At 68.1% G+C, this 18,896-nt stretch carries 23 protein-coding genes and 1 pseudogene; 18 read left to right on the top strand and 6 right to left on the bottom strand.

The window, feature by feature from the left end:
• The first annotated feature begins 1 nt into the window (after nucleotide 1).
• The 15 genes from ATK36_RS25305 (at nucleotide 2) to ATK36_RS25245 (ending at nucleotide 11,346) form a co-directional block, all read left to right on the top strand.
• On the top strand, nucleotides 2–589 hold the full coding sequence (locus tag ATK36_RS25305) for a hypothetical protein (RefSeq protein ID WP_141544533.1): 588 nt from the start codon (nucleotides 2–4) through the stop codon (nucleotides 587–589).
• Between the two features lie 37 nt (nucleotides 590–626).
• Entirely contained in the window at nucleotides 627–1,751 is a 1,125-nt protein-coding gene (locus ATK36_RS25300) for a nucleotidyltransferase domain-containing protein (RefSeq protein ID WP_141544532.1), read from the top strand.
• A gap of 36 nt (nucleotides 1,752–1,787) precedes the next feature.
• Nucleotides 1,788–3,059, top strand: a complete 1,272-nt coding sequence (locus ATK36_RS25295) for a lysine N(6)-hydroxylase/L-ornithine N(5)-oxygenase family protein (protein ID WP_098513769.1) — start codon at nucleotides 1,788–1,790, stop codon at nucleotides 3,057–3,059.
• A gap of 7 nt (nucleotides 3,060–3,066) precedes the next feature.
• Nucleotides 3,067–4,242, top strand: coding sequence for an aminotransferase class I/II-fold pyridoxal phosphate-dependent enzyme (locus ATK36_RS25290; protein ID WP_098513768.1), 1,176 nt, complete (start codon nucleotides 3,067–3,069; stop codon nucleotides 4,240–4,242).
• 57 nt (nucleotides 4,243–4,299) lie between these two features.
• Complete coding sequence (locus ATK36_RS25285) at nucleotides 4,300–5,247, top strand: hypothetical protein (RefSeq protein WP_098513767.1); 948 nt, start codon at nucleotides 4,300–4,302, stop codon at nucleotides 5,245–5,247.
• A 33-nt stretch (nucleotides 5,248–5,280) separates the two neighbouring features.
• Nucleotides 5,281–5,550, top strand: coding sequence for a phosphopantetheine-binding protein (locus tag ATK36_RS25280; protein WP_211291947.1), 270 nt, complete (start codon nucleotides 5,281–5,283; stop codon nucleotides 5,548–5,550).
• The gene (locus ATK36_RS25275; RefSeq protein WP_141544531.1) at nucleotides 5,547–6,401 is read left to right on the top strand and encodes an NAD(P)-binding domain-containing protein; all 855 of its coding nucleotides are present in this window, start codon (nucleotides 5,547–5,549) and stop codon (nucleotides 6,399–6,401) included. Before ATK36_RS25280 ends, ATK36_RS25275 begins: the two co-directional genes overlap by 4 nt.
• A gap of 22 nt (nucleotides 6,402–6,423) precedes the next feature.
• Nucleotides 6,424–7,098 (top strand): acetoacetate decarboxylase family protein, encoded by a 675-nt coding sequence (locus tag ATK36_RS25270; RefSeq protein WP_098513765.1) that lies wholly within the window; start codon nucleotides 6,424–6,426, stop codon nucleotides 7,096–7,098.
• 13 nt (nucleotides 7,099–7,111) lie between these two features.
• Entirely contained in the window at nucleotides 7,112–7,387 is a 276-nt protein-coding gene (locus tag ATK36_RS25265; protein WP_098513764.1) for a hypothetical protein, read from the top strand.
• A 253-nt stretch (nucleotides 7,388–7,640) separates the two neighbouring features.
• Nucleotides 7,641–8,462, top strand: coding sequence for a mycofactocin-coupled SDR family oxidoreductase (locus ATK36_RS25260; RefSeq protein WP_098513763.1), 822 nt, complete (start codon nucleotides 7,641–7,643; stop codon nucleotides 8,460–8,462).
• A gap of 407 nt (nucleotides 8,463–8,869) precedes the next feature.
• Nucleotides 8,870–9,274 carry a hypothetical protein gene (locus tag ATK36_RS31675; protein ID WP_141544530.1) on the top strand — a complete coding sequence of 135 codons (405 nt, stop codon included), beginning with the start codon at nucleotides 8,870–8,872 and terminating at the stop codon, nucleotides 9,272–9,274.
• Nucleotides 9,275–9,284: 10 nt separating this feature from the next.
• Nucleotides 9,285–9,920, top strand: coding sequence for a hypothetical protein (locus ATK36_RS25255; RefSeq protein ID WP_141544529.1), 636 nt, complete (start codon nucleotides 9,285–9,287; stop codon nucleotides 9,918–9,920).
• Nucleotides 9,921–10,022: 102 nt separating this feature from the next.
• Nucleotides 10,023–10,232 carry a hypothetical protein gene (locus ATK36_RS31670; protein WP_141544528.1) on the top strand — a complete coding sequence of 70 codons (210 nt, stop codon included), beginning with the start codon at nucleotides 10,023–10,025 and terminating at the stop codon, nucleotides 10,230–10,232.
• Nucleotides 10,229–10,834 carry a hypothetical protein gene (locus tag ATK36_RS25250; protein WP_098513761.1) on the top strand — a complete coding sequence of 202 codons (606 nt, stop codon included), beginning with the start codon at nucleotides 10,229–10,231 and terminating at the stop codon, nucleotides 10,832–10,834. Before ATK36_RS31670 ends, ATK36_RS25250 begins: the two co-directional genes overlap by 4 nt.
• On the top strand, nucleotides 10,834–11,346 hold the full coding sequence (locus ATK36_RS25245; RefSeq protein WP_098513760.1) for a hypothetical protein: 513 nt from the start codon (nucleotides 10,834–10,836) through the stop codon (nucleotides 11,344–11,346). The genes ATK36_RS25250 and ATK36_RS25245 overlap by 1 nt, the downstream gene beginning before the upstream one ends.
• A gap of 111 nt (nucleotides 11,347–11,457) precedes the next feature.
• On the opposite strand, the gene ATK36_RS25240 is transcribed toward ATK36_RS25245, so the two are convergent.
• The 4 genes from ATK36_RS25240 to ATK36_RS25225 form a co-directional block, all read right to left on the bottom strand.
• Nucleotides 11,458–12,576 carry an LLM class flavin-dependent oxidoreductase gene (locus ATK36_RS25240; RefSeq protein ID WP_098513759.1) on the bottom strand — a complete coding sequence of 373 codons (1,119 nt, stop codon included), beginning with the start codon at nucleotides 12,574–12,576 and terminating at the stop codon, nucleotides 11,458–11,460.
• 126 nt (nucleotides 12,577–12,702) lie between these two features.
• On the bottom strand, nucleotides 12,703–13,857 hold the full coding sequence (locus tag ATK36_RS25235; RefSeq protein ID WP_098513758.1) for an LLM class flavin-dependent oxidoreductase: 1,155 nt from the start codon (nucleotides 13,855–13,857) through the stop codon (nucleotides 12,703–12,705).
• Nucleotides 13,858–13,900: 43 nt separating this feature from the next.
• A complete protein-coding gene (gene ribB / locus ATK36_RS25230) occupies nucleotides 13,901–14,995 on the bottom strand; it encodes a 3,4-dihydroxy-2-butanone-4-phosphate synthase (RefSeq protein ID WP_098513757.1) in 1,095 nt (364 codons plus the stop codon).
• Nucleotide 14,996: 1 nt separating this feature from the next.
• Nucleotides 14,997–15,404: a flavin reductase family protein gene (locus tag ATK36_RS25225; RefSeq protein ID WP_098513756.1), complete on the bottom strand. Its 408-nt coding sequence runs from the start codon at nucleotides 15,402–15,404 to the stop codon at nucleotides 14,997–14,999.
• Here ATK36_RS25225 and ATK36_RS25220 point away from each other — a divergent pair.
• Nucleotides 15,382–15,939 carry a nuclear transport factor 2 family protein gene (locus ATK36_RS25220; protein WP_245915142.1) on the top strand — a complete coding sequence of 186 codons (558 nt, stop codon included), beginning with the start codon at nucleotides 15,382–15,384 and terminating at the stop codon, nucleotides 15,937–15,939. The two genes, ATK36_RS25225 and ATK36_RS25220, sit on opposite strands and share 23 nt — an antisense overlap.
• Before the next feature lie 47 nt (nucleotides 15,940–15,986).
• Here ATK36_RS25220 and ATK36_RS25215 read toward each other — a convergent pair whose 3' ends face one another.
• Nucleotides 15,987–16,634 (bottom strand): TetR/AcrR family transcriptional regulator, encoded by a 648-nt coding sequence (locus ATK36_RS25215; protein WP_245915140.1) that lies wholly within the window; start codon nucleotides 16,632–16,634, stop codon nucleotides 15,987–15,989.
• A gap of 158 nt (nucleotides 16,635–16,792) precedes the next feature.
• Between ATK36_RS25215 and ATK36_RS34845 the strand changes: the two are divergent.
• Nucleotides 16,793–17,611: pseudogene (locus ATK36_RS34845) on the top strand (AMP-binding protein); the annotation flags it as partial.
• A 79-nt stretch (nucleotides 17,612–17,690) separates the two neighbouring features.
• Entirely contained in the window at nucleotides 17,691–18,359 is a 669-nt protein-coding gene (locus ATK36_RS25205; protein WP_098513753.1) for a carboxymuconolactone decarboxylase family protein, read from the top strand.
• Between the two features lie 24 nt (nucleotides 18,360–18,383).
• On the opposite strand, the gene ATK36_RS34280 is transcribed toward ATK36_RS25205, so the two are convergent.
• Nucleotides 18,384–18,806, bottom strand: coding sequence for a TetR/AcrR family transcriptional regulator C-terminal domain-containing protein (locus tag ATK36_RS34280; protein ID WP_098513752.1), 423 nt, complete (start codon nucleotides 18,804–18,806; stop codon nucleotides 18,384–18,386).
• Nucleotides 18,807–18,896: the final 90 nt, after the last annotated feature.

Genomic DNA, 18,896 nt, shown 5'->3' with positions numbered 1-18,896 from the left:
CATGCCCATTGCAGAATCAAGCGTCCGCCTCGGCATACCGGTGCCGGAGCGCTATCGGCAGGCGCCGGTGACGACGCTCGGCCCGGCCGGCACGGACGCGGAATCACTGGCCTCGTCGCTGTTCCCCGACGTCCGGCTGGCGGGCACGTTCCGGGAGGCGATGGCGGCGACCTGCCGCGACGGCGGCTGCGCGCTGGTCCCGGCCGGGTACGTGCACCGCGACGCCGACGGGGTCGCCGAAACCTGGGCCGATCTGCACTTCGGCTTCCTGGGCAGACTGCGCATGGTCGCGTTGTGGGAGCAGGAAACCAAGACGATGTGCCTGGCGGTCAACAGCCGCCTCGGGCCGGGGAACGGGCCACCCGCCACCCTGACCATCCACCCGTCGACGCTGGCGTTCGCGCACCTCTACGCGCCTGGTGCGGCGTTGTCGTTCGTGCGGGCCAAGCCGCTGGCCGCGCAAGCCGCGGCGGCGGGTGAGACCGCGGGATGCATCGCCTCGATCGACGTGGTGAACGGCCTGTCCGGGCTGTCGGTGCTGGAGGAGTTCACTCCGACGATGGTGTGGTGCCTGTACGCGGTGGCGTAGGACACCGCGGCATTCCGGGGTTCGGATGGAGGTGGCGTTGAGCAGCAGTACAGCGGATTCGACCAGCCTCGGTCAGCTGCCGCGGACCTGGTTCGGGGCAAGCCTCTGTGTTCCCGCCGCCGCGCGGGAACGGGTCGACGAAGAGATCCAGGAGTACGTAACCACGATCCGCGAGTATTTCGCGCAGCATCGCGTCGGCAACGTCAATCTGTACCTGGGCGGCTCGCTCGCACGCGGTGAACCATCGGTCCGGCCGGGCGCGAACGGTCCGCGGCTGGCGTCGGATCTCGACCTGATCGTGGTGACTCCCGAGGATCTCCCCGCGGCGCATCCGGCGCGCGGGCTGGACGACCATCTGCATTGCCGCTACCCGGGGCTGCAGGTGCTGACGTTGTTCGTCCGGGCGGAAGATCTGCCGCGGGCCGCGTCGTTACACGGCCTGGATTTGTGGCACGGTCTGCGGTACCCACTGGTGTACTCGTTCGAGGTTCACCGCCCGGACGCGCCACCGCGGATCGGCCTGCGCCAACGCCTGGAAGTGCTTGCGCACCAAGCAGGTCTGGCGTTGATGACACCGGCCGACACCAGTACCTGGTACCTGTTCCGGACCGAACGCGCAGTCCACCGGCTCAAGCTGCGCCTGGAAAGCCTGCGCTGCCTGCTCACGCAGCGCGGCGGCGAAGCGCTGTGCTACGCCGACATCGTCCGGTGCGGCGGGGCCGGGCTGGACCGGGTGGCGGACGCCGCGGAGCGCGCCGGGCTGGTCCGGGCACGCGAGCTGGGCGAGCACCCGACGCCGGCCGGCAGCGAGGTCGGCATGTCGCTGGCCGCGCTGAAAGCGCTGCTGCACCTCGAAACCGACGCCGAGGTGGTACAGGCCTTGCGCGAGCTGGCGGTCCGGTCGCCGCACCGGATGAACACGTTCCAGTTCGGTGTGCTGCTGCTGGCCGTGGCAACCGGAACCCGGGACCGCACAGCCGTTTCGGCGGTGCCGCCGGCGTTCGGCGAAGTGTGCCGGAGCAGCGGCCACACCACGTTGCCAGGCGGTGAGGGGGCCGCGCTGCGCGAGTCACTCGCGCTGGTACGCGGCGAGTACTACGAATCGCTGAAGCACCACAACAACGGCCGGTCCGTGCTGCCCGGCTACGCCGAGTTCCAGTGACGCCGACGACCGCGACGAGGGAGGGGCCGACACCAGATGACCTACGAACGACAGGCCGAGGTGCTCGCGATCGGGGCCGGTCCCGCCAACCTGAGCCTCGCCGCGCTCGGCGCGCCGCTGGCTCGGCCGGAGATCAGCGTCGTGGAGTCGCGTGATTCGGTCAGCTGGCATCCCGGTCTGCTGCTGGACGGCTCGCGGTTGCAGGTCAGCGGGGTCAAGGACCTGGTCAGCCTGGTGGATCCGCGCAGCCGGTACAGCTTCCTGAACTTCCTGAGCGAACAGGGCAGGCTGTACCGGCACCTGATCTCCAGCGGCGGCACGGTCAGCCGCAAGGAGTTCGACCAGTACTTCCGTTGGGCGGCCGCCGAACTCGGCGTGCACCTGAACCAGCACGTGAAGAGCGTCGAGCACGACGGGACCGGCTTCCTCGTCCATTCCAGCCAATCACGGTGGCGCGTAAAGGATCTGGTGCTCGGCGTCGGCCAGCGGCCGTACCTGCCGCCGTGTGCGCGCGAGGTACGCGGTGGCCGGGTGACCCACGCCGCCCGGTTCCATCAGGAGGTGGCGAGCCTGGCGGGCCAGGAAGTGCTGCTTGTCGGTGGCGGGCAGAGCGCGGGCGAGGTGGCGCTGGAGGTGCTGTCCGGACGGGCCGGGCGCCCGCGTGGCCTGACCTGGATCACCGGAGGGGACGGCCTGACACCGCTGGACGAGTCGCCGTTCTCCACCGAATGGGCCCACCCGCACTACGTCGAGCATTTCCGGGAGCTGCCGGTGGATCGGCGCCGGGCACTGCTGCGCCGGCAGCGACCGGCCCAGACCGGGATCTCCGGTCACCTGCTCGGCGAGATCTACCGCAGGCTCTACGAACTCGACTACCTCGACGAGCAGCCGATCCGGCACGGGCTGCACCCGCACTGCGAACTCGTCCGGCTCACCACGACCGGCACCGGCCGCTACCGGGCGGCGGTGCGGGACCGTACCGCGGACACCTGGCATGAATTCGAGGCCGACCACGTCATCCTCGCCACCGGATTCCGCCCCGAGGTACCGGATTTCCTGTCCCCGCTGCTGGAGCGGCTGCCGATCACCGACGGGGTCTACCACGTCGACGAGGACTACAGCCTGAGCTGGGACGGCCCGGCGGGCAACCGGATCTACGTGCAAAACGCCGCACAGGGCAGCCACGGCATCGCCGACCCGAACCTGAGCCTCGCCGCGTGGCGCAGCGCGGTCATCCTCAACAGCCTCACCGGGCGGGAAGCCTGCCGGCTGCCCCGCGCGGACATCACGCTCGCGCTGGACTGGTGACCCGGACATGACGGTGAAAGTCGACGACCTCGCCCCGGGCGAAGTCCGGGACGGACCGGTCCGCGTCCCGCGGGCACTGCGCGGACGGCGGGCGCTGTCCGCGAAATGGCGGGGCGCAGCTCCAGCCGTCATTCCGGTCGACATCGCGGACATGGACTTCCCGCTCGACCCCGTGATCAGGGCGGCCGTCCGCCGCGCTGTGCGCGAGCCGCTGGTGTACCCGCCGCACTACACCGCCAACGGGACCGCCGAAGTGCTGGCCGCGTTCTACCGCCAGGCCTACGCGATGCTCGTCGATCCGGCCGAATTCTGGCTCGTCTCCAGCTGTGTGGCAGCCTCGTACCTGCTGCTCAACGATGTGCTGACGCCCGGCGACGAAGCGGTCTACTTCGCGCCGAGCTACGAGCACATCCCGCGGAGCATCACCGGCGCGGGCGGCGTGCCCGTCCCCGTGGACATCCACGGTTATCTCGACGGTGCCTGGTCGCTGCTGGACCGCGTGGTGTCCGGCCGGACCAGGGTCATCTACGTGTGCAACCCGCACAATCCGACCGGCCGCACCTTCGGTGCCGGCGCGCTGCGCCACCTGGCCGGGCTCGCCGCGAAGTGGAACATTCTGGTGGTGTCCAACGAACTTCACGGTCGATTGGTGCTCACCGGAAGGCACATCCCGCTCGCCTCCCTCGGCGAAGACGCGCGGGCACGCACGCTCACCTTGTCGGGGCCGACGAAGTCGCACAACATGTCGGGTCTCGGCGTCGCGTTCGCCCTGTTCGCCAGGGACGGCCGCTGGCGGGATTCGCCCGGCCGGATCGGTGCCCGGATGACCATGCCCAAAACCGTGCAGCAGGCCGCATTGCGGGCCGCGTACGGAACCGACAGCAGGTGGCTGCGGCAAACCTTGGTGCGGTTGCGAGTGAACCGGGACTTCGCCGTGGCCGGGTTGACCGCGGCCGGCAGCGGCATCGCCGTCCGGCGGCCCGAGGCGACCTACTTCCTCTGGCTCGATCTCGGCGGCCGGTCGTTCACCGAGGACGCGGCCGAGCGGCTGGAACGGACCTGCGGCGTGCGGCTGATGTCCGGCCGCAAATTCGGGGCCGAAGGCCGGCGATGGGCGCGGATGTCCCTTGCCACGGACCGGAACCTGATCCGGGAAGCCGTGCGCCGGCTGGCCGGGAGTTGACCACGTGACGCCGATGGCCCGGCACCGCCCGGCCGCACGCCCGGAAGGAAGAGGACTGTGAACGTTCACTACACACTCACCGAGCTGGCCCGGGCCTCGCTGGACGGCCTGGCCGGAGATCTTCCGCCCGCGGTGGACGTGACCTTCGGGCGCGGTCCCGGGGATCCGGATCTCGGGCAGCTGTCCTGGCCGGACCGGGAACAGCTGATCGAGGACAGCCTGAACGAGATCTGGGAGCGCACCCGCGACCGTCGCTACGTGCTGGCCGCGGACGCCCCGCTGACCTCCGAACTCGCCGAGGCCGTGGGCCGCGCCGGCGGTCCGGACGCCTTCTCCGAGTCGATCACCGCGCTGCTGCAGCAGCATATGCCCGCGCTGGCGCGCACTCTGGTGCGGCAGGAGGTGATCGCGGAACCACCGGTCGGCCCGGCCGCCGAAGTGTGCGCGATCCCCGGGCCGAAGCTGTTCATCTCCCCGCACATCGGACCGGCGTTCGCGCCGGCCGCGCACCTGGCGTTCCTGGGGGAACGGGTGACCCTCCCGATGTTCCGGGACCAGGGTTTCGCGCCGCTGGTGGCGCTCGCGCGCATCGCCCGGCCGGTCACCTTCCCGGATTCGGCCGGGTTGCGGATCATCCCGACCCCCAGCCTGCTGGGTGCCCGCCTGCAGGAGTCGGCGATCAAGGAGGGATACGGGATCATCTGGCCGCCGGACACCGTCGTGGGATCCACCGCGGGCCGCAATTCCGTCGGGTTCCGGCTGCTCGGCCTGGACCGGCAGGTGTCGATTTTCCCTTATCTGATGGTGCGGAAGTACCAGCTGCCGGTCTTCCTCGCCTACTCCCGGCTGGACGGGCCGGACAACGTGGCGTTCCACTACGAGCGGCTGGATCCCCCGATGGACACCTGCGAACGGTTCTTCGACCACGTGCGGCAGGTGACCGACGACGCGATCCTCGCGAACATCGACCAGTGGTCGCAGATTCGTTACTTCCCCGCCGTCTGAGGCGCCGGCGGCCAACGGAAAGGAGCACCGATCGTGCAACGGCAGGAACTCGCCGATTTCATCGACCTGAAGATGCGCGCGGCCGCGGACGTGGACGGCAGCGTGGAAATCCGCCGGGATTCCCGGATCCTCGACGACCTCGGCATCGATTCGATCGGCGTGGTCGAGCTCATCACCACCATCGAGGACGAGCTCGGAGTGTCCATTCCGGACAGTGCGCTGGTGTACAAGAACATGGTCGTGGCCGGTGATCTGAAGGACCAGATCCTCGGCGCCGTCGCCGGGGACGACGGCGTCCGGTGAGGGATACGACGGTACTGGTGAGCGGGCTCGGCGTGATGACCCGGGGAATTCTGGCGCACCTGGCCGGTCACCCCGGGCACACCGTCGCGCTGCACAGCAGGCATGCCGCCCACTCCCCCGTACCGGACGTGCGCTGCGTGTCCGAGGACGGCCTGTCCACGCTGCGCCCGGATGTCATCGTGGGGTGTTTCGAGAACGACGACCGGAGCCGGGAATTCTGGTCGCTGGAGCCGATCGGCGCGGCCGTGGCCGCGGGCGCGGTCTGTATCGAGCTGACCACGCTGGGCCTGGCCCAGGTGCTGTGGTGGCACGAACTGATCCGGTCCTCCGGCGGCGTCAGCGTGGAGTGCCCGGTCACCGGGAGCCGCAGCGGCGCGGAATCGGGCACGCTCTCGGCGTTCGTGCACGCGAGCGGCTCCGACGAGCGTATCGACCAGGTGCTGAAGCTGTTCGTCCGCACCCGGTACGACTTCCGCGAGCCGGGACATCCGACCCGGTTCAAGCTGCTCTACAACGCCTGGGGCGCCACGATGTTGGCCACGCTGAGTTCGTTCGTGCCGCCGCTGGAGGAGCTGCTCGGCCCGGATTTCCCGGTCGCCCAGCGGATCATCGCCAGTGACGGGTGGATGGCCCTGGTCTGCGCCAGCAAGCTGGACAAGATGCTGCCCGGGGCGCCGGACGAGCTGGACTTCGCCCTGCGGCACATGCGCAAGGACCTCGGTCACGCCGAGGCGATCATGCCACGGCCGGACGAGCTGTTCGACGTCGTGCGAGCCCGCTTCGGCGAGGCGGAGCGGAGATTCGGCGGCGAGGTCGACTACACCGCCGTGAACTGGCCGTCCGCTCGCTGATCCGAGACCCTGGAGCCGCCCCGTGTCCATCCGATTCCCGAACGTCTTCTCCTGCACCGGCCGTTCCCTGCTGTTCGACGAACCCGACCCGGTCGACTTCCGCGCGCTGGCCGGGCCCGGGGTCCCGGCGGACCTGATCGAACGGCTGGTGGCCCGCCGGTTCGTCGTGACCACCTCGCAGGTCGAGTCGACCACGTCGGCGCAGCACTCGATCCGGTTCGCCGAGACGATCGTCAAGGTGCCCGTGCACTGGGGCGGCGAGGATTTCCTGTTCCCCGTCGTCACTTTCGTCGACAACGAGCACTCGCTGATCCGCGGCTATCTGCTGGGTTTCCACAAGGTGTTCGCCGCCCCGCAAGCCGGGACGGACGGGCTGGTGCTCCAGGCCGGCGACCTGGCCCTGGACCTGCGAGCCGAGCCGGGGCCCGCCGACTGGGCCTCCCCGGACATCCCGCCCGAGCACGGTTACCCGTTCCTGCTGTGGACGGATTACTCGCTCGCCCCGGGGGTCTCCTCGCACGGCTACCGGCGGCTCACCACCGAGTCCTACACCCGGCACTCGGTGTCCGCGATGCGGCCCGCGCACCCTGAGCAACGCATTGCCGGCCGCCAGGTGACGGCGCGGATGATGTACGAGATCCGGGACAGTTTCGTGCTCACCGGGAGCGTGCCGGCGCAGGTAGAGGCGCACGCGTGACCGGTATTGCGGCATGACCGGCGCGAAGGCATCGGGCGCCCAGAGCCGCACGGGGCCACTGCCGGCCGCGTTCCATCGGCTGCTCGCCGCCGCTGCCATCAGCGGCACCGGCGACGGTCTGCGTTACGCGGCGCTGCCCCTGCTCGCGGCATCGCTGACCGACCGGCCGAGCCTGGTCGCGCTGGTCACCGTCGCCGGCCGGGCACCGTGGCTGCTGCTGGGCGCGGTCACGCTCGGATTCCACCGCAGTCTGCGCGGCAGCCGAGGAATTCGCGCCGAAAGTCTGTGAAGGGCCCCTTCACGGACGGCGGAGAGGGCTGTGAAGGGTCCCTTCACAGCTTTTCCTGCGGGAGAGCCTGGCGGACGCTGACATCCGAAACCGATGAACTGCCAAGCCCGCACGACGATCCTTCCCGATGCCCACGCCTGCCGCGCGCATCTACACCTTCGTAAATGATGGAGCATCAGTATATGCAGAGTATCGGTCAGCATCTAGTCTACACCTGCGTAGATTGATGGGACTCGCCAAAGGAGACGAGAGCATGGGCAAGCTGGAGGGCAAGGTCGCGTTCATCACCGGGGCCGCACGCGGACAGGGCCGCAGCCACGCGGTCCGGCTGGCGCGGGAGGGCGCGGACATCATCGCCCTCGACTGGCTGACCGACCTCGGCACGGTCGACTACCCGATGGCCCGGCAGTCCGATATGGACGAAACGGTGCGGCTGGTCCAGGCCACCGGGCGGCGGATCCACCCCGAGCAGGCCGACGTGCGCGACTTCCCCGCGCTCAGCGCGGCCTATCGCGCGGGCGTGGCCGCGCTCGGCCCGGTCGACATCGTGCTGGGCAACGCGGCGGTCTGCATGCTGGGTACGAAGGAGGTCGACCCGGTGCAGTCGTTCAACGACATGATCGGGGTGAACCTCGTCGGCGTGTGGAACACCGTCTACGTGGCAGCACAGGACATGGTGGACCGCGGCGCCGGCGGGGCGATCGTGCTGACCAGCTCGACGCAGGGCCTGTCCGGACGCGGCGGCGACGCGAACGGCGGCGTGCACGGCTACGCCGCGGCCAAGCACGGGGTCGTCGGGCTGATGCGCAGCTTCGCGAATTGGCTTTCCCCGCACGGGATCCGGGTCAACACGGTGCATCCGACCGGGGTCGCCACGCCGATGGTGGAGAACGAGGTCATCGGCCGCTATCTGGAGGAGAACCCGCAGGCCGCGTCGATGGCCGCGAACCTCATGCCGGTCGGCCTGGTCGAACCGGTGGACATCAGCAACGCGATCCTGTATCTGGTCAGCGACGACGGCCGGTACGTGACCGGGGTGACCCTTCCGGTCGACGCCGGGTTCACCGTGAAGTAGCGGCGGGATCCGCGGACCGGCAGCGTCGATCCGGGCTGGTGCCGGCCCGCGGAAGCTGGGAACGCCGGTCGCGACCGGTTCAAGATCATGTTGTACGGCCGAGGATCGCGAAGGGCGTTTACCGCCGCTGGGATAGTGACAGGTACTGTCGTCCAGGGGGTGTTCAGCCAAGGCGCCAAAGAGGGTATTCACTATGGGACTGACAAGATCACCGGGAAGGGTTAGTTCGCACGATGAATACCGCAGACCCCGCAAGTTCGACGGACGAACTCAAAATCCGAGATTTCCTTGGGCGACAGTGGCGCGAGCCCGTTGACTCTTTTTCGTTTAGGCGATGGAAGTTCCTGATATTCGCCCCGGGAAGAAATACGACGATAGCGTGGACTCGGTGGAAAGTCGTCGGCTACATGACCCTCTTCCCTGTTATGATCTTGATAGGAATCGGTCGCTACCTGGCTGATGAGTTTGGGATAACGAAGGATCGACCCGAAAAACCCGGCACAATAAAGCTCTCCAGTAAAGTCAAGAATCCCCGGACGATAGATGCAGTCGACACCCTCAAGGTGGCCGGCAGGAACCTGGTGCTGGCTATTTCTGGTTCACATTTGGCGTTTCTGGACGCAAAACACACAAGTGGGCAACCGCGGGTCATCTGGGAGACTCCTCCAGGTTCGATGATTGTTGTCGGGCCCGCTGCTGAACGTCGTCTCGACGTTGATTGGCCAGAACTTGCAGTCCTGTCAATCTACCTGACCGACGATCAGTACAATCGAATTGTCCGATATCTTGGCCCGAATCGCCATGGTCAGTAGACTTGGGAAGATGGTAGATCATGTCCGAGGATCATCGACTGCAACGCGGCGAGAATTTTCATTGTTTCTTCCCGTGGGTTTTCTGAAAATGCCGCTGGCAGAGATTGACGAATCACGTTTCCGTACCCTCGCTGCCGAATTGGCTACCTTGTTCGGTTTGGGAGCAGATACGGAAATAGATCAAGGGCTCGCTGAGGCAACAGTCATGCTTGCCACGACGGCTGCGGCGGCCGAGGCTGGTGGTTCCAGCTACACCGCGGCCGGGTTCTTCCGCTCACCGGAGGATCCGAACCTGCCGATCATGGCGTTGGTCAACTGCTTCTGCCTGGAGTCCGACCACACGTCGACCAATGTGGCGATCGCCGGCTTGGACGAGGTGCATCGCAGCACCGCGAGCGGGCCGGTGGAGATTGTGGAACTCCCGGTCGGCCCGGCGGTGGTTGCGCAGTCCGTCACACCCGGCAGCATCTCGGTCGGTGAGGACACCGTGAAGATCGCCGAGCACGCGATCACAGCGTGGATTCCCGGCACGAAGGTGATTCTCGGTCTCGCGGTGACCAGCAACAACACCGAAGACTGGGCACACGTGGTCGACCTGGCTCACGGGATCTTCGGTACCTTCGAGTGGGCCGACGCCTCCACCTGACCCTCAGATGTCGGTGCCGTCCTGCACGACGAGGGGCTTATCCAGAGTGCCCTGGGCTGGGGAACCAAGTTCGACAAATGGGTCGGCGGCCCCATCCTCAAGATGGAGCACAGCGCCGGAGCAGCTGGTGCCGCAGCCTGGGGCGCGATGGAGAAAGGGGCCATCATGGGCGGTAAATGGGTGGCCGAGCCCTACATCGCGCGTGCGGAAGATTCGGCGAAGGACTTCGTCGGTGACGTGGTGAACGGGCGGCCAACGCAGTCCGCTGGTCAGATCTTCGATCGTGTCGCGACGGGGAAGGCGACACCATGACGCGCGAGTTCACCTTCACCGTGCCGGACGGCTTCGTCGAGCTGCCGGTCGACGACATCGACGTGGACGGAACCGAGAAACACGAACTCGACCGTCGAGTAGCCAACGCATTCGGACTGGCCGCGGACGACAGCAACGCGGCAATGCTCGCCAACACCTACGCCCTGTATGGCGAAACCATGGGCTCCCAGGGTATCGACTATGCGGCAATCGCGATCTATCGCTCGCCGGACGCCCCAGACCGGCCGATCATGCCGATCCTGGCCAGCTCCTGCATCCCCTCGGAGCACGAGTCGGTCGACGTTGCCATCGAGGGGCTGCTCCAGACGCACGAGTCGACCGAAGCTGGTTCAACGAGGACGCTCAGTCTCCCCGCTGGAACAGCGGTCGTCACGGTTCGGGAGAACAAGACGATCCTGCACGGCGATGATGCGGATGGTGTCGAGGTGCACGTCCTGCGACGACAGGTGACCGCCTGGATACCCGACCCGAAGGGCACTTCGATCGCCATGGTCGCTGTGTGTTCGAACAACTGGCAGGACTGGGAGCACGTGGCCGTGCTGGCACTCGACATCTTCGACACCGTCTCCTGGGTGGGCTGATGGACCAAACACTGATCTCGCAGATCCAGCGGCATTTTGAAGCGGCCTGGCACGAGTCTGTACAGGTGACCGGCATGGGCCGGGTCACGGTCGGTGCGCGGCGAGACCGTCGTGTCGAACGGGAACGGAGGGTCTCCCGGGAGGACGGCCCCGTCGGTTGTGTCGCGGAGTTCTTCATCGAGGTGTTCTCCGCCATCACCTGGCCCTTTGTGGCGATCTGGGGACTGACCCGGCTCTTCAAACGGCGGGGAAGCACAAGACACGCCGCGATACCGAGCGGGCCGACGACAGGTCGGGCATATCGCGTGGCCGACGCGCTGAAGCAGCACACCGGTGACATCGCCGTCGTCCGGGGAAGGACCCGACTGGCTATCGCCGAGCTGGGCGACTCCGCCACGGCGCCAACCGTCGTGTGGATCGGCCGAGGTCCCGATCGACCGCAATGGAGTCCTGCACCGGCAAGCCTGTATTGGGACGACGGCTCGATGCTGATGCTCGCTGATACGACCTGAACAAACCCAGCGTACCTGCGTCATGGGTCGACACCTGACAAGCCCAGGCAGCGGGACAACCCACGGGCCGTGGGGTGCCGGTCCGGACCGGCACCCCACGGGCTGTGCGGATCAGGCCACCGGCGCGGTGACGTCCTTGATGTTCGGCACGACCTCTTTGGCGATGCGGTGCATCGACTCGATCCACGGCTTGGGGTCGTCGGAGTAGTCGTGGGTGTTCACCACGATCTGGCCCATGCCGCCCATCGCGTCGTTCATGTGCTGCAGTTTCTCGGTGACGGTCTCGGGCGAGCCGCAGATCCACACGTGCTCGGCGATCCAGTCCATGTCCAGGTCCGCCAGGTCGATCCGGGTGCCCGAATCGTCGATGTAGCCCTGCAGGATCTTGAACTCCTTGTAGACCGGGACCAGGTAGTTCTCCCAGCAGGTGCCGAGCCCGCCTTCCAGCGCGATTCGCTTCGCCTCCGCGTCGGTGTCGGCGACCACGACGTCGCGGCACATCCGGAATCGCATGCGGTCGGGTGTGAAGCCCTTCTCCAGCTGCCCTTCCACGTACTTTTCCCAGTGCGACTTGCCGACTTCCAGCCCGCCGAAGAACGAGATCGGCGAGAAGTTGTTGGCACCGCAGTATTTCATCGACGCCGAACCGAAGGACAACGCGGTCATCGCGATTTCCAGGTTCTCCGGGCCCTGCCACGGGGAGAAGTCCGGCATCATGTGGTACTCGCCGCCGGCCTCGTCCGCCTCGTTCTCCTCCGGGAACCCGGCGGTGAAGAACTCACCCTCGTGGCGAAACGGCTTGCGCGCCCAGATCTTCTCCATGATGTTCAGCGCCTCGTCCCGCCGCGGGCGGGCTTCGGAGAGGTCTTCGGGCTGGCCACGCAGGATCGCGTCGCGCGGGTAGGCACCCGGTCCGACGCCGAGGAAGTACCGGCCCTCCAGCACCTGGGACAGCCAGCCGACCTGGATCGCCAGCGAACCCGGGTTGTGCAGCCCGAGCAGGTGCGCCATCGGCGCGAACCGCATGCGCTCGGTCTCGCGGGCGCAGGCGCCGATGACGATCTCCGGGTTGGGCACGCTCTCCCAGGCCTGCGTTGCGTGCTCACCGATCATGAAATCGGCGAACCCGGCCTGATCGGCTTCGCGCGCGATCAGCACCGAATAGTCGAAGACTTCCCGCGGGGAGCGGCTCGGCTTCATGTACGGAACGTGGAATATGCCACACTTCATGATCTCGTGTTCTCCCGTGAACTCGCGATTTCCTGATGGGTACGGACACCGGCCGACGGCCGCTTTTCGTTGCTCTCGCTGGAAGTCGGTGGCACCTCCCGAATCTCACCCGGCGCGCGGACGGGCTCAGGCCAGCGTCCCGTCCGGATCCTTGGTGGCGAACCGCGGCGCGACCTCTTCGGCGAACCGGACGAGTTCCTCGTTCTGCCGGCCGGGTTCGAGGTGCCCCTGGCCGAACATCAGGAAGCACTCGGTGAAGCCGAGGCGGTCGTGGGCCTGTTCGATCTGGCGGGAGATGTCGTCCGGGGTGCCGATCAGCACGTTGGGGAACTGCTGGCCGTGCGGGATGAACCACTTCTCCCAGAACCAGCGGTGCTCGGCCTCCAGCGCCTGGGCCTCCTCCTTTGAATCGGTCAGGATGAGAAAGCCGCCCCACGCCCCGATCTCCTCGCGCGGCACGTCGCGGCCGGCCTTCCGCGCGGTCTCGGCGTAGCGCTTCCACAGCGCCTCGCAGAAGTCGAGATCGTTGGCGAACACGATCTGTTTCCCGCCTTCGCGAGCCCACATGTCCACGGTTCGCATGGAGTAGGCGAACGCGCCGTAGACCTTGGGATGCGGATTGGTGAAGGGCCTCGGCGCGATGCCGATCTCCCGCACGATGCCGTTCTCGTCCTGCCCGGCACCGAATTCCGCGTAACCCGGGTGTCCGGCGGAGCCACCCGCCGGCGGGTATTCCCAGTACTTCCCCTTGTGGGAGAAGGTGGAGTTCTCCCACGCCTGCTTCACGATCTGGACGGACTCCTCGAAGATCTCCCGGTTGATCGCGTCCTGCTCGTTCTTGGCCTTCGCGTGCTGCACGTTCGTGGCGCCGACCCCGCGAAAGGAAGCGTAGGCGTCGACCCAGCGGGCGTGGTATCCGCGCGTGAATCCGACGATCAGCCGGCCCTGCAGCATGTGATCGAGGGTGGCGATCTCCTCGGCGACGCGCACCGGATTGTGCGTAGGCAGCACGTATCCCAGCAGCCCGGCCTTCAGCCGTTTGGCGTGCAGCCCGACGTAGGCACCGAGCATGCCGGGGTGGTTGGTGATCTCGAAACCCTCGATCTGCAAGTGGTGCTCGGGCGAGCAGTAGGCGTCGTAGCCGAGTTCGTCCGCGAGCCGGATGTATCCCCGCATCTCTTCGAGAAAGCGTTGGTACAGCTCGGGCCGCTGGCCCGCCATCCCGGCTTCGAGTTCGTGCCGGCGGCCGATGACGCCGGTCTGCATGAGGCTGAATTTCACCTGTACTCCTTGCTGATCTGAGAATTCGGGGGACGACCACCGCTCACGCGACCGCGCCCGGTGCCTCGGCGGCCTCCCGGCGGACGGCGGCGGCGAAGGCGGCGTCGAGACCGCCCCGGACCGCGACCGGGTTCTGCAGGTGCCGCAAAGACGTCACGCCGAGATCGGTCAGGATCGACGCCGCCACCGCCAGTTCCGCAGGGCCGCAGCCCACCCGGTGCCGCTCGTCGAACAGGCCCCGCAGCGGATCGCCGACGCGGGGTCGCAAGTAGACGACGATTCCCCGCCGGGCCGCGGTCACCTCCCGCACCGCGGCATCGAGCCGCGCGGCGCAGTCACAGCCATTCGACCCGAAGACGTCGCCAGGCACGCACTCCACGTGAACGTGTACCGGAATGTCCCGGCCGTCACTCGCGCCGGCCACCAGCGCCACGTGCTCGGCACCGTCGGGCAGCCCCCGGTAGCCGACTGTCCGCAGTACCCCGGACCCGGTGGGCAGGCGCACACCGACAACCCGCTCGGCCGCCGCCTCGGTAGCCCGGCGGAACGCGACGAGGCTGTCGATGGTGATCAACGCAAGACCGTGCTCGGCCGCGAACGCCGCCAGCTCCGGACGCCGGGCCATCCGGCTCGGGTCACGCTCGCTGACCACCTCGCACAGCACACCCGCCGGCCGGAGCCCGGCAAGCCGCGCGAGGTCCACGGCGGCCTCGGTGTGGCCGGGCCGTTCGAGCACGCCGCCCGGACGGGCGGCCAGCGGCACCACGTGCCCGGGACGGGTCAGATCGCCCGGCCGGGTCGCCGGGTCGGCCAGCACCCGCGCGGTGCGCGCACGGTCCCGGGCCGAAATGCCGGTGCTGACGCCGGACGCCGCGTCCACGGTGACCCGGTAGGCGGTGCCGAAATGGTCGTTGTTCGAGTGGTACATCGGCGGCAGCGCCAGGCGGGCACACTCCGCGTCCGGCAACGCGACGCAGACGAAACCACTGCTGTGCCGCACGATGAAGGCCATCGTCTCGGTCGTGACCCGGTCGGCGGCCACGATCAGGTCGCCTTCGTTCTCCCGATCCTCGCCGTCGGCCACCACGACCGGGCGGCCACGGGCGAGTTCGGCCAGCGCGTATTCGATCGGGTCCATTTCAGACCGCCGCCAGCTGCCGGAACCGGCTGCCGTGGAACACCAGCGGCGCGTCGTCCGGTTCGGCACGCAGTGCGTGGATCCGCAGCAGGACGATCGCGTGGTCCCCGGCGGGGACCTCCGAGTGGATCGAGCAGTCCAGCCAGGCGACCGCGCCGTTCTGGTCCTGGCCGAGCACGCTGACCCCGAGCCGCGGCGCCGTGCGCAGCCGCGGCCAGGTCGTCGAAGAGTTCTGCACGCACAGGGAGACCAGTGGCGGATCCACCGACACCGAGGTGAAGGAACTCGCGGCGATCCCCACCGGGACCCCGCCCGCCCACGCGCACACCGCGGTGACCCCGCTCGGGAAACACCCGTAGGCACGGCGCAGCTGCACCGGATCACCGGTGACGGACTCCAGCTCGATCATGGCACCCCTTTCGCTCTGCGGTGAGCGGCATCACGACGGTATCTACGCGAGCGTAAGTCGCCTGGAGGACCGGGCCGCCATCGAAGACCTGGTACTCAAGTATTTCCTGGCCGCGGATGACGACGACTGGGAGACGCTCGGCGCGTCCTTCGCCGAGGACGGCTCGTTCTCGGCGGGCGCGTTCCCGGGCGGCGACGACCGCGAGTCCGTCGTGAAGTTCATCCAGGCCGACCGGCAGAACATGGGCGTCACGGTGCACACGCAGAACACCACGCTGCTCACCTTCACCGACGACGACCACGCCGACGGTGTCGTCGGGGCGCATCTGGAACTCGCGCGAGGCGGCACCACGGTGTACGGCGCGGTGCGCTACTACGACACCTACGTGCGCACCGCCGAGGGCTGGCAGATCAAGACCCGGGAGATGGCGATCATCCATGTCGGACCGTGGGACGAGGTCGGCACCTCGCTGACCGCGCCGAACCGGGCCCGCTGGCCCGGCGCGGATCCCGCGCCCGCCGACCTGCCGCGCTGAGCCGGATGCCCGGCGGGCGCGCGTCGCTCGCCGGGCATCGCCGCGGGTCAGCCGTGGTGGTGCAGGCCGTCGAAGAAGATCGCCGAGAAGGTGTCGATGGTCTGCTGGGCGCTGTATTTGCGGTCGCCCGGCCGGAACCACCGGTAGGTCCAGTTGATCATGCCGAAGAGGGCCTTCACCACCACCGGCACGGCGAGATCGCCGCGGAACTCCCCGCCGCGGACCCCGGCGGTGATGACCTCGGTGACGATCGCTTCGAACCGGCGGGTCTTGCGGACCATCTCCTTGGCCCACGGCGTCGACTGGAACGCGACTTTCCCCATGTCCTCTTGAATGTAAACGTACACATACGGGTAGTTCACTTCATAAGAGGTGATCTGCAGTTCGATCAGTTTCCGGAGTTTTTCGTGCGCGGTGATCTCGAGGTCGGCGATCCGGGTCGCCTCGGCGAGGTTCTCGTCGAGGACGGTCTTCGCGGTGGCCTGGAAGACCTCCTGGAAGAGCTCGTCCTTGCTGCCGAAGTAGTAGTAGATGGCGGCGCGGTCGGTGCCGAAGCGGGTGGCTATGTCGTTCAGGGTGGCGGCTTCGAAGCCCTTTTCCTTGAACACGTCGCCCGCTATTTCGAGCAGTTCGCTGCGCTTGGCCAGATACGCGGGGCTGCCCTCGGCCTGTGCGCTGCGCCGGCGCTGCGCCAATCCACTCCCGGAGACCGCCGGCGGACGGCGCGCAGGAGAAGCCATAGCCGGACTTTACCACCGTATTTTCCGCAGTCCGCGTACGGGTGCGCGCCGTGCGTGGTCCGGGCGACCACCCTTCCGGGAACCGTTTCCCGGCGGACAGCGAGGAGCCGTTCATGACGTCCGAGCCCCGGCCCGAATCGGGCTTCACCACCGAGGTGTCCACCATCGCCGACCTTCTGGCCGGTTCGGCCCGGCGCCACGGGGACCGCACCGCGCTGGTCCTGCCCGGCGCGCGCTACACCTTCGCCGAACTCGAACGGCGCGCCCGCCATGTCGCGCGCGGCCTGTATGCGCTCGGTGTGCGGCGCGGCGACCGCGTCGGCCTGCTCGCCGCGAACTCGATCGAGTACGTCGAAGGATTCTTCGGCATCGTCTGCCTGGGCGCGGTGATCGTTCCGCTGAATGCCCGGCACAAGGCGGCCGAACTGGGCTACATCGCGGAGAACGCCGATCTCGTCGCCGTCCTCACCACCGCCGGGCAGGATCAGCACACCGACTTCGTCGGAACCCTCCAGGAAGGACTCCCCGGACTCGCCGACGCGACCGACCCCGTGCGGCTCCGGCTCTCGGCGTCCCCGAAGCTGCGGACGGTCGTCCTGCTCGCCGGTCACGATCGTCCAGGCTGTCTCGATCGCCAGCAGTTCGACGAGCTTGCCGCGCGCTCGGATGGCGAAGTGGTGGAACAGATGCGCAGCCGCGTCCGCGTACGCGATGTCGGCGCGATGCTGTACACCTCGGGCACGACGGCCAGCCCGAAGGGATGCCTGCTCTCCCACGAAGCCGTGACCCGCGGCCCGGTCGAGCGCGCGAAGTACCGTCTCGGCACCGGGGAGCACGACGTGACCTGGGCGGCCGGGCCGTTGTTCCACATCGCCGCGCTCGCGTCGTTTCTCGGTTCGATCGGCAGCGGCGGCACTTTCCTCACCGACCGGCATTTCGACCCCGGCCGCGCGCTGGACCTGCTCACCGCCGAACACGCCACGGTCGCGTTCCCCTGGTTCCCCGCGACGCATGACGGTTTCCCTCGCCGACCTCCGCGCCGAAGCACAGCGTTTGCTCACCGGCGTCCCGGATGGCGCCGGCCTCGACCCGCTCACCGCGTCGCTGATCGGCCTCGCCGTGCGCGCCTCGGTCACCGCGCTGGACGGCCGCGGCATCGACGACGCGATCCACCTCGCCTTCGACGCCGGCGCGACGCCCGCGCAGATCCACGAAACCCTCGTCGTCGTCTCCGGCCTCGGCGTGCACACACTGATGGAAGGTTCCCGGCGCGTCGCACAGGCGCTCGGCGAACGCGGCGCTCCACTGGACGGCCCGCTGGACCCGGACCGCAGGGCCCTGAAGGACCGGCGGCAGGGCACCGACCCGTACTGGGCCGATTTCGAACGCGAACTACCGGGCTTTCTGGACGCGCTGCTACGTCTGTCCCCCGAGGCTTACGACGCGTTCTTCGAGTACTGCTCGGTTCCTTGGCGGACGGGAGCTGTTCGGGGATTGACGAAGGAACTGATGTCCATGGCGACGGATGCCACGCCGGGGCATCGGTATCTGCCCGGTTTACGGCTGCACCTGGCGAATGCTGTCCGGCTTGGCGCGGGGCGGGTCGCGGTTTTGCATGCGCTGGAGATTGCTGCTGCTGCACCACCGCATGTAGGGGTTCCGGCGCACGGGGGCGGTTGATCAGCTCGACGTGCCGGGTCCGGCTCAACGGCGCCGTGCGGTTGCGGAACGGGTTCGTCGCGCCAGGCCATCGATGATCAGCGCCAGTCCGTGATCGAACACCAAAGCGGGATCCGGCGCAGGATGCCCCGCCTCGTCCGGGGTGCCTCCGGAATCACCGGCTTGTTCCTCCAGCACGCTCCCCACGGTGAAATGGCCGGTGGTGAGCATCGCCGTCTGCGCGTCCTCTTCGGACAGTCCCGCGGCGACCAGGAAAGCCAACTGGTGCAGAGCGCGTGAAAGCCCCTCGCCCTGCGGGGTGGCGCCGGCGTGCAGCCGCGGTGTGCCAGCAGCGCGCGGCGGAGGTGTTCGAGATGCGCGACCACCTCGTGGTGTGCCGGACCAAGGTCTGTGAAGGGGCCCTTCACAGACTCTGAGTCCGTGAAGGGCCCCTTCACAGACCTTCACGGACCTTCACGGACTTTCGCGCAGGCGCTTCGGGCGCTGTCTCGTTCCGTCCCGTGCTGTCCCCCGCTTGCGGGACGACCCGCCGCGCTT

Origin of the sequence: Amycolatopsis sulphurea (assembly GCF_002564045.1) — a bacterium.
Classification (GTDB): Bacteria; Actinomycetota; Actinomycetes; order Mycobacteriales; family Pseudonocardiaceae; genus Amycolatopsis; species Amycolatopsis sulphurea.
The sequence above is the reverse complement of the archived record's forward strand: the minus strand, read 5'-3'. Positions and strand labels throughout refer to the sequence as shown.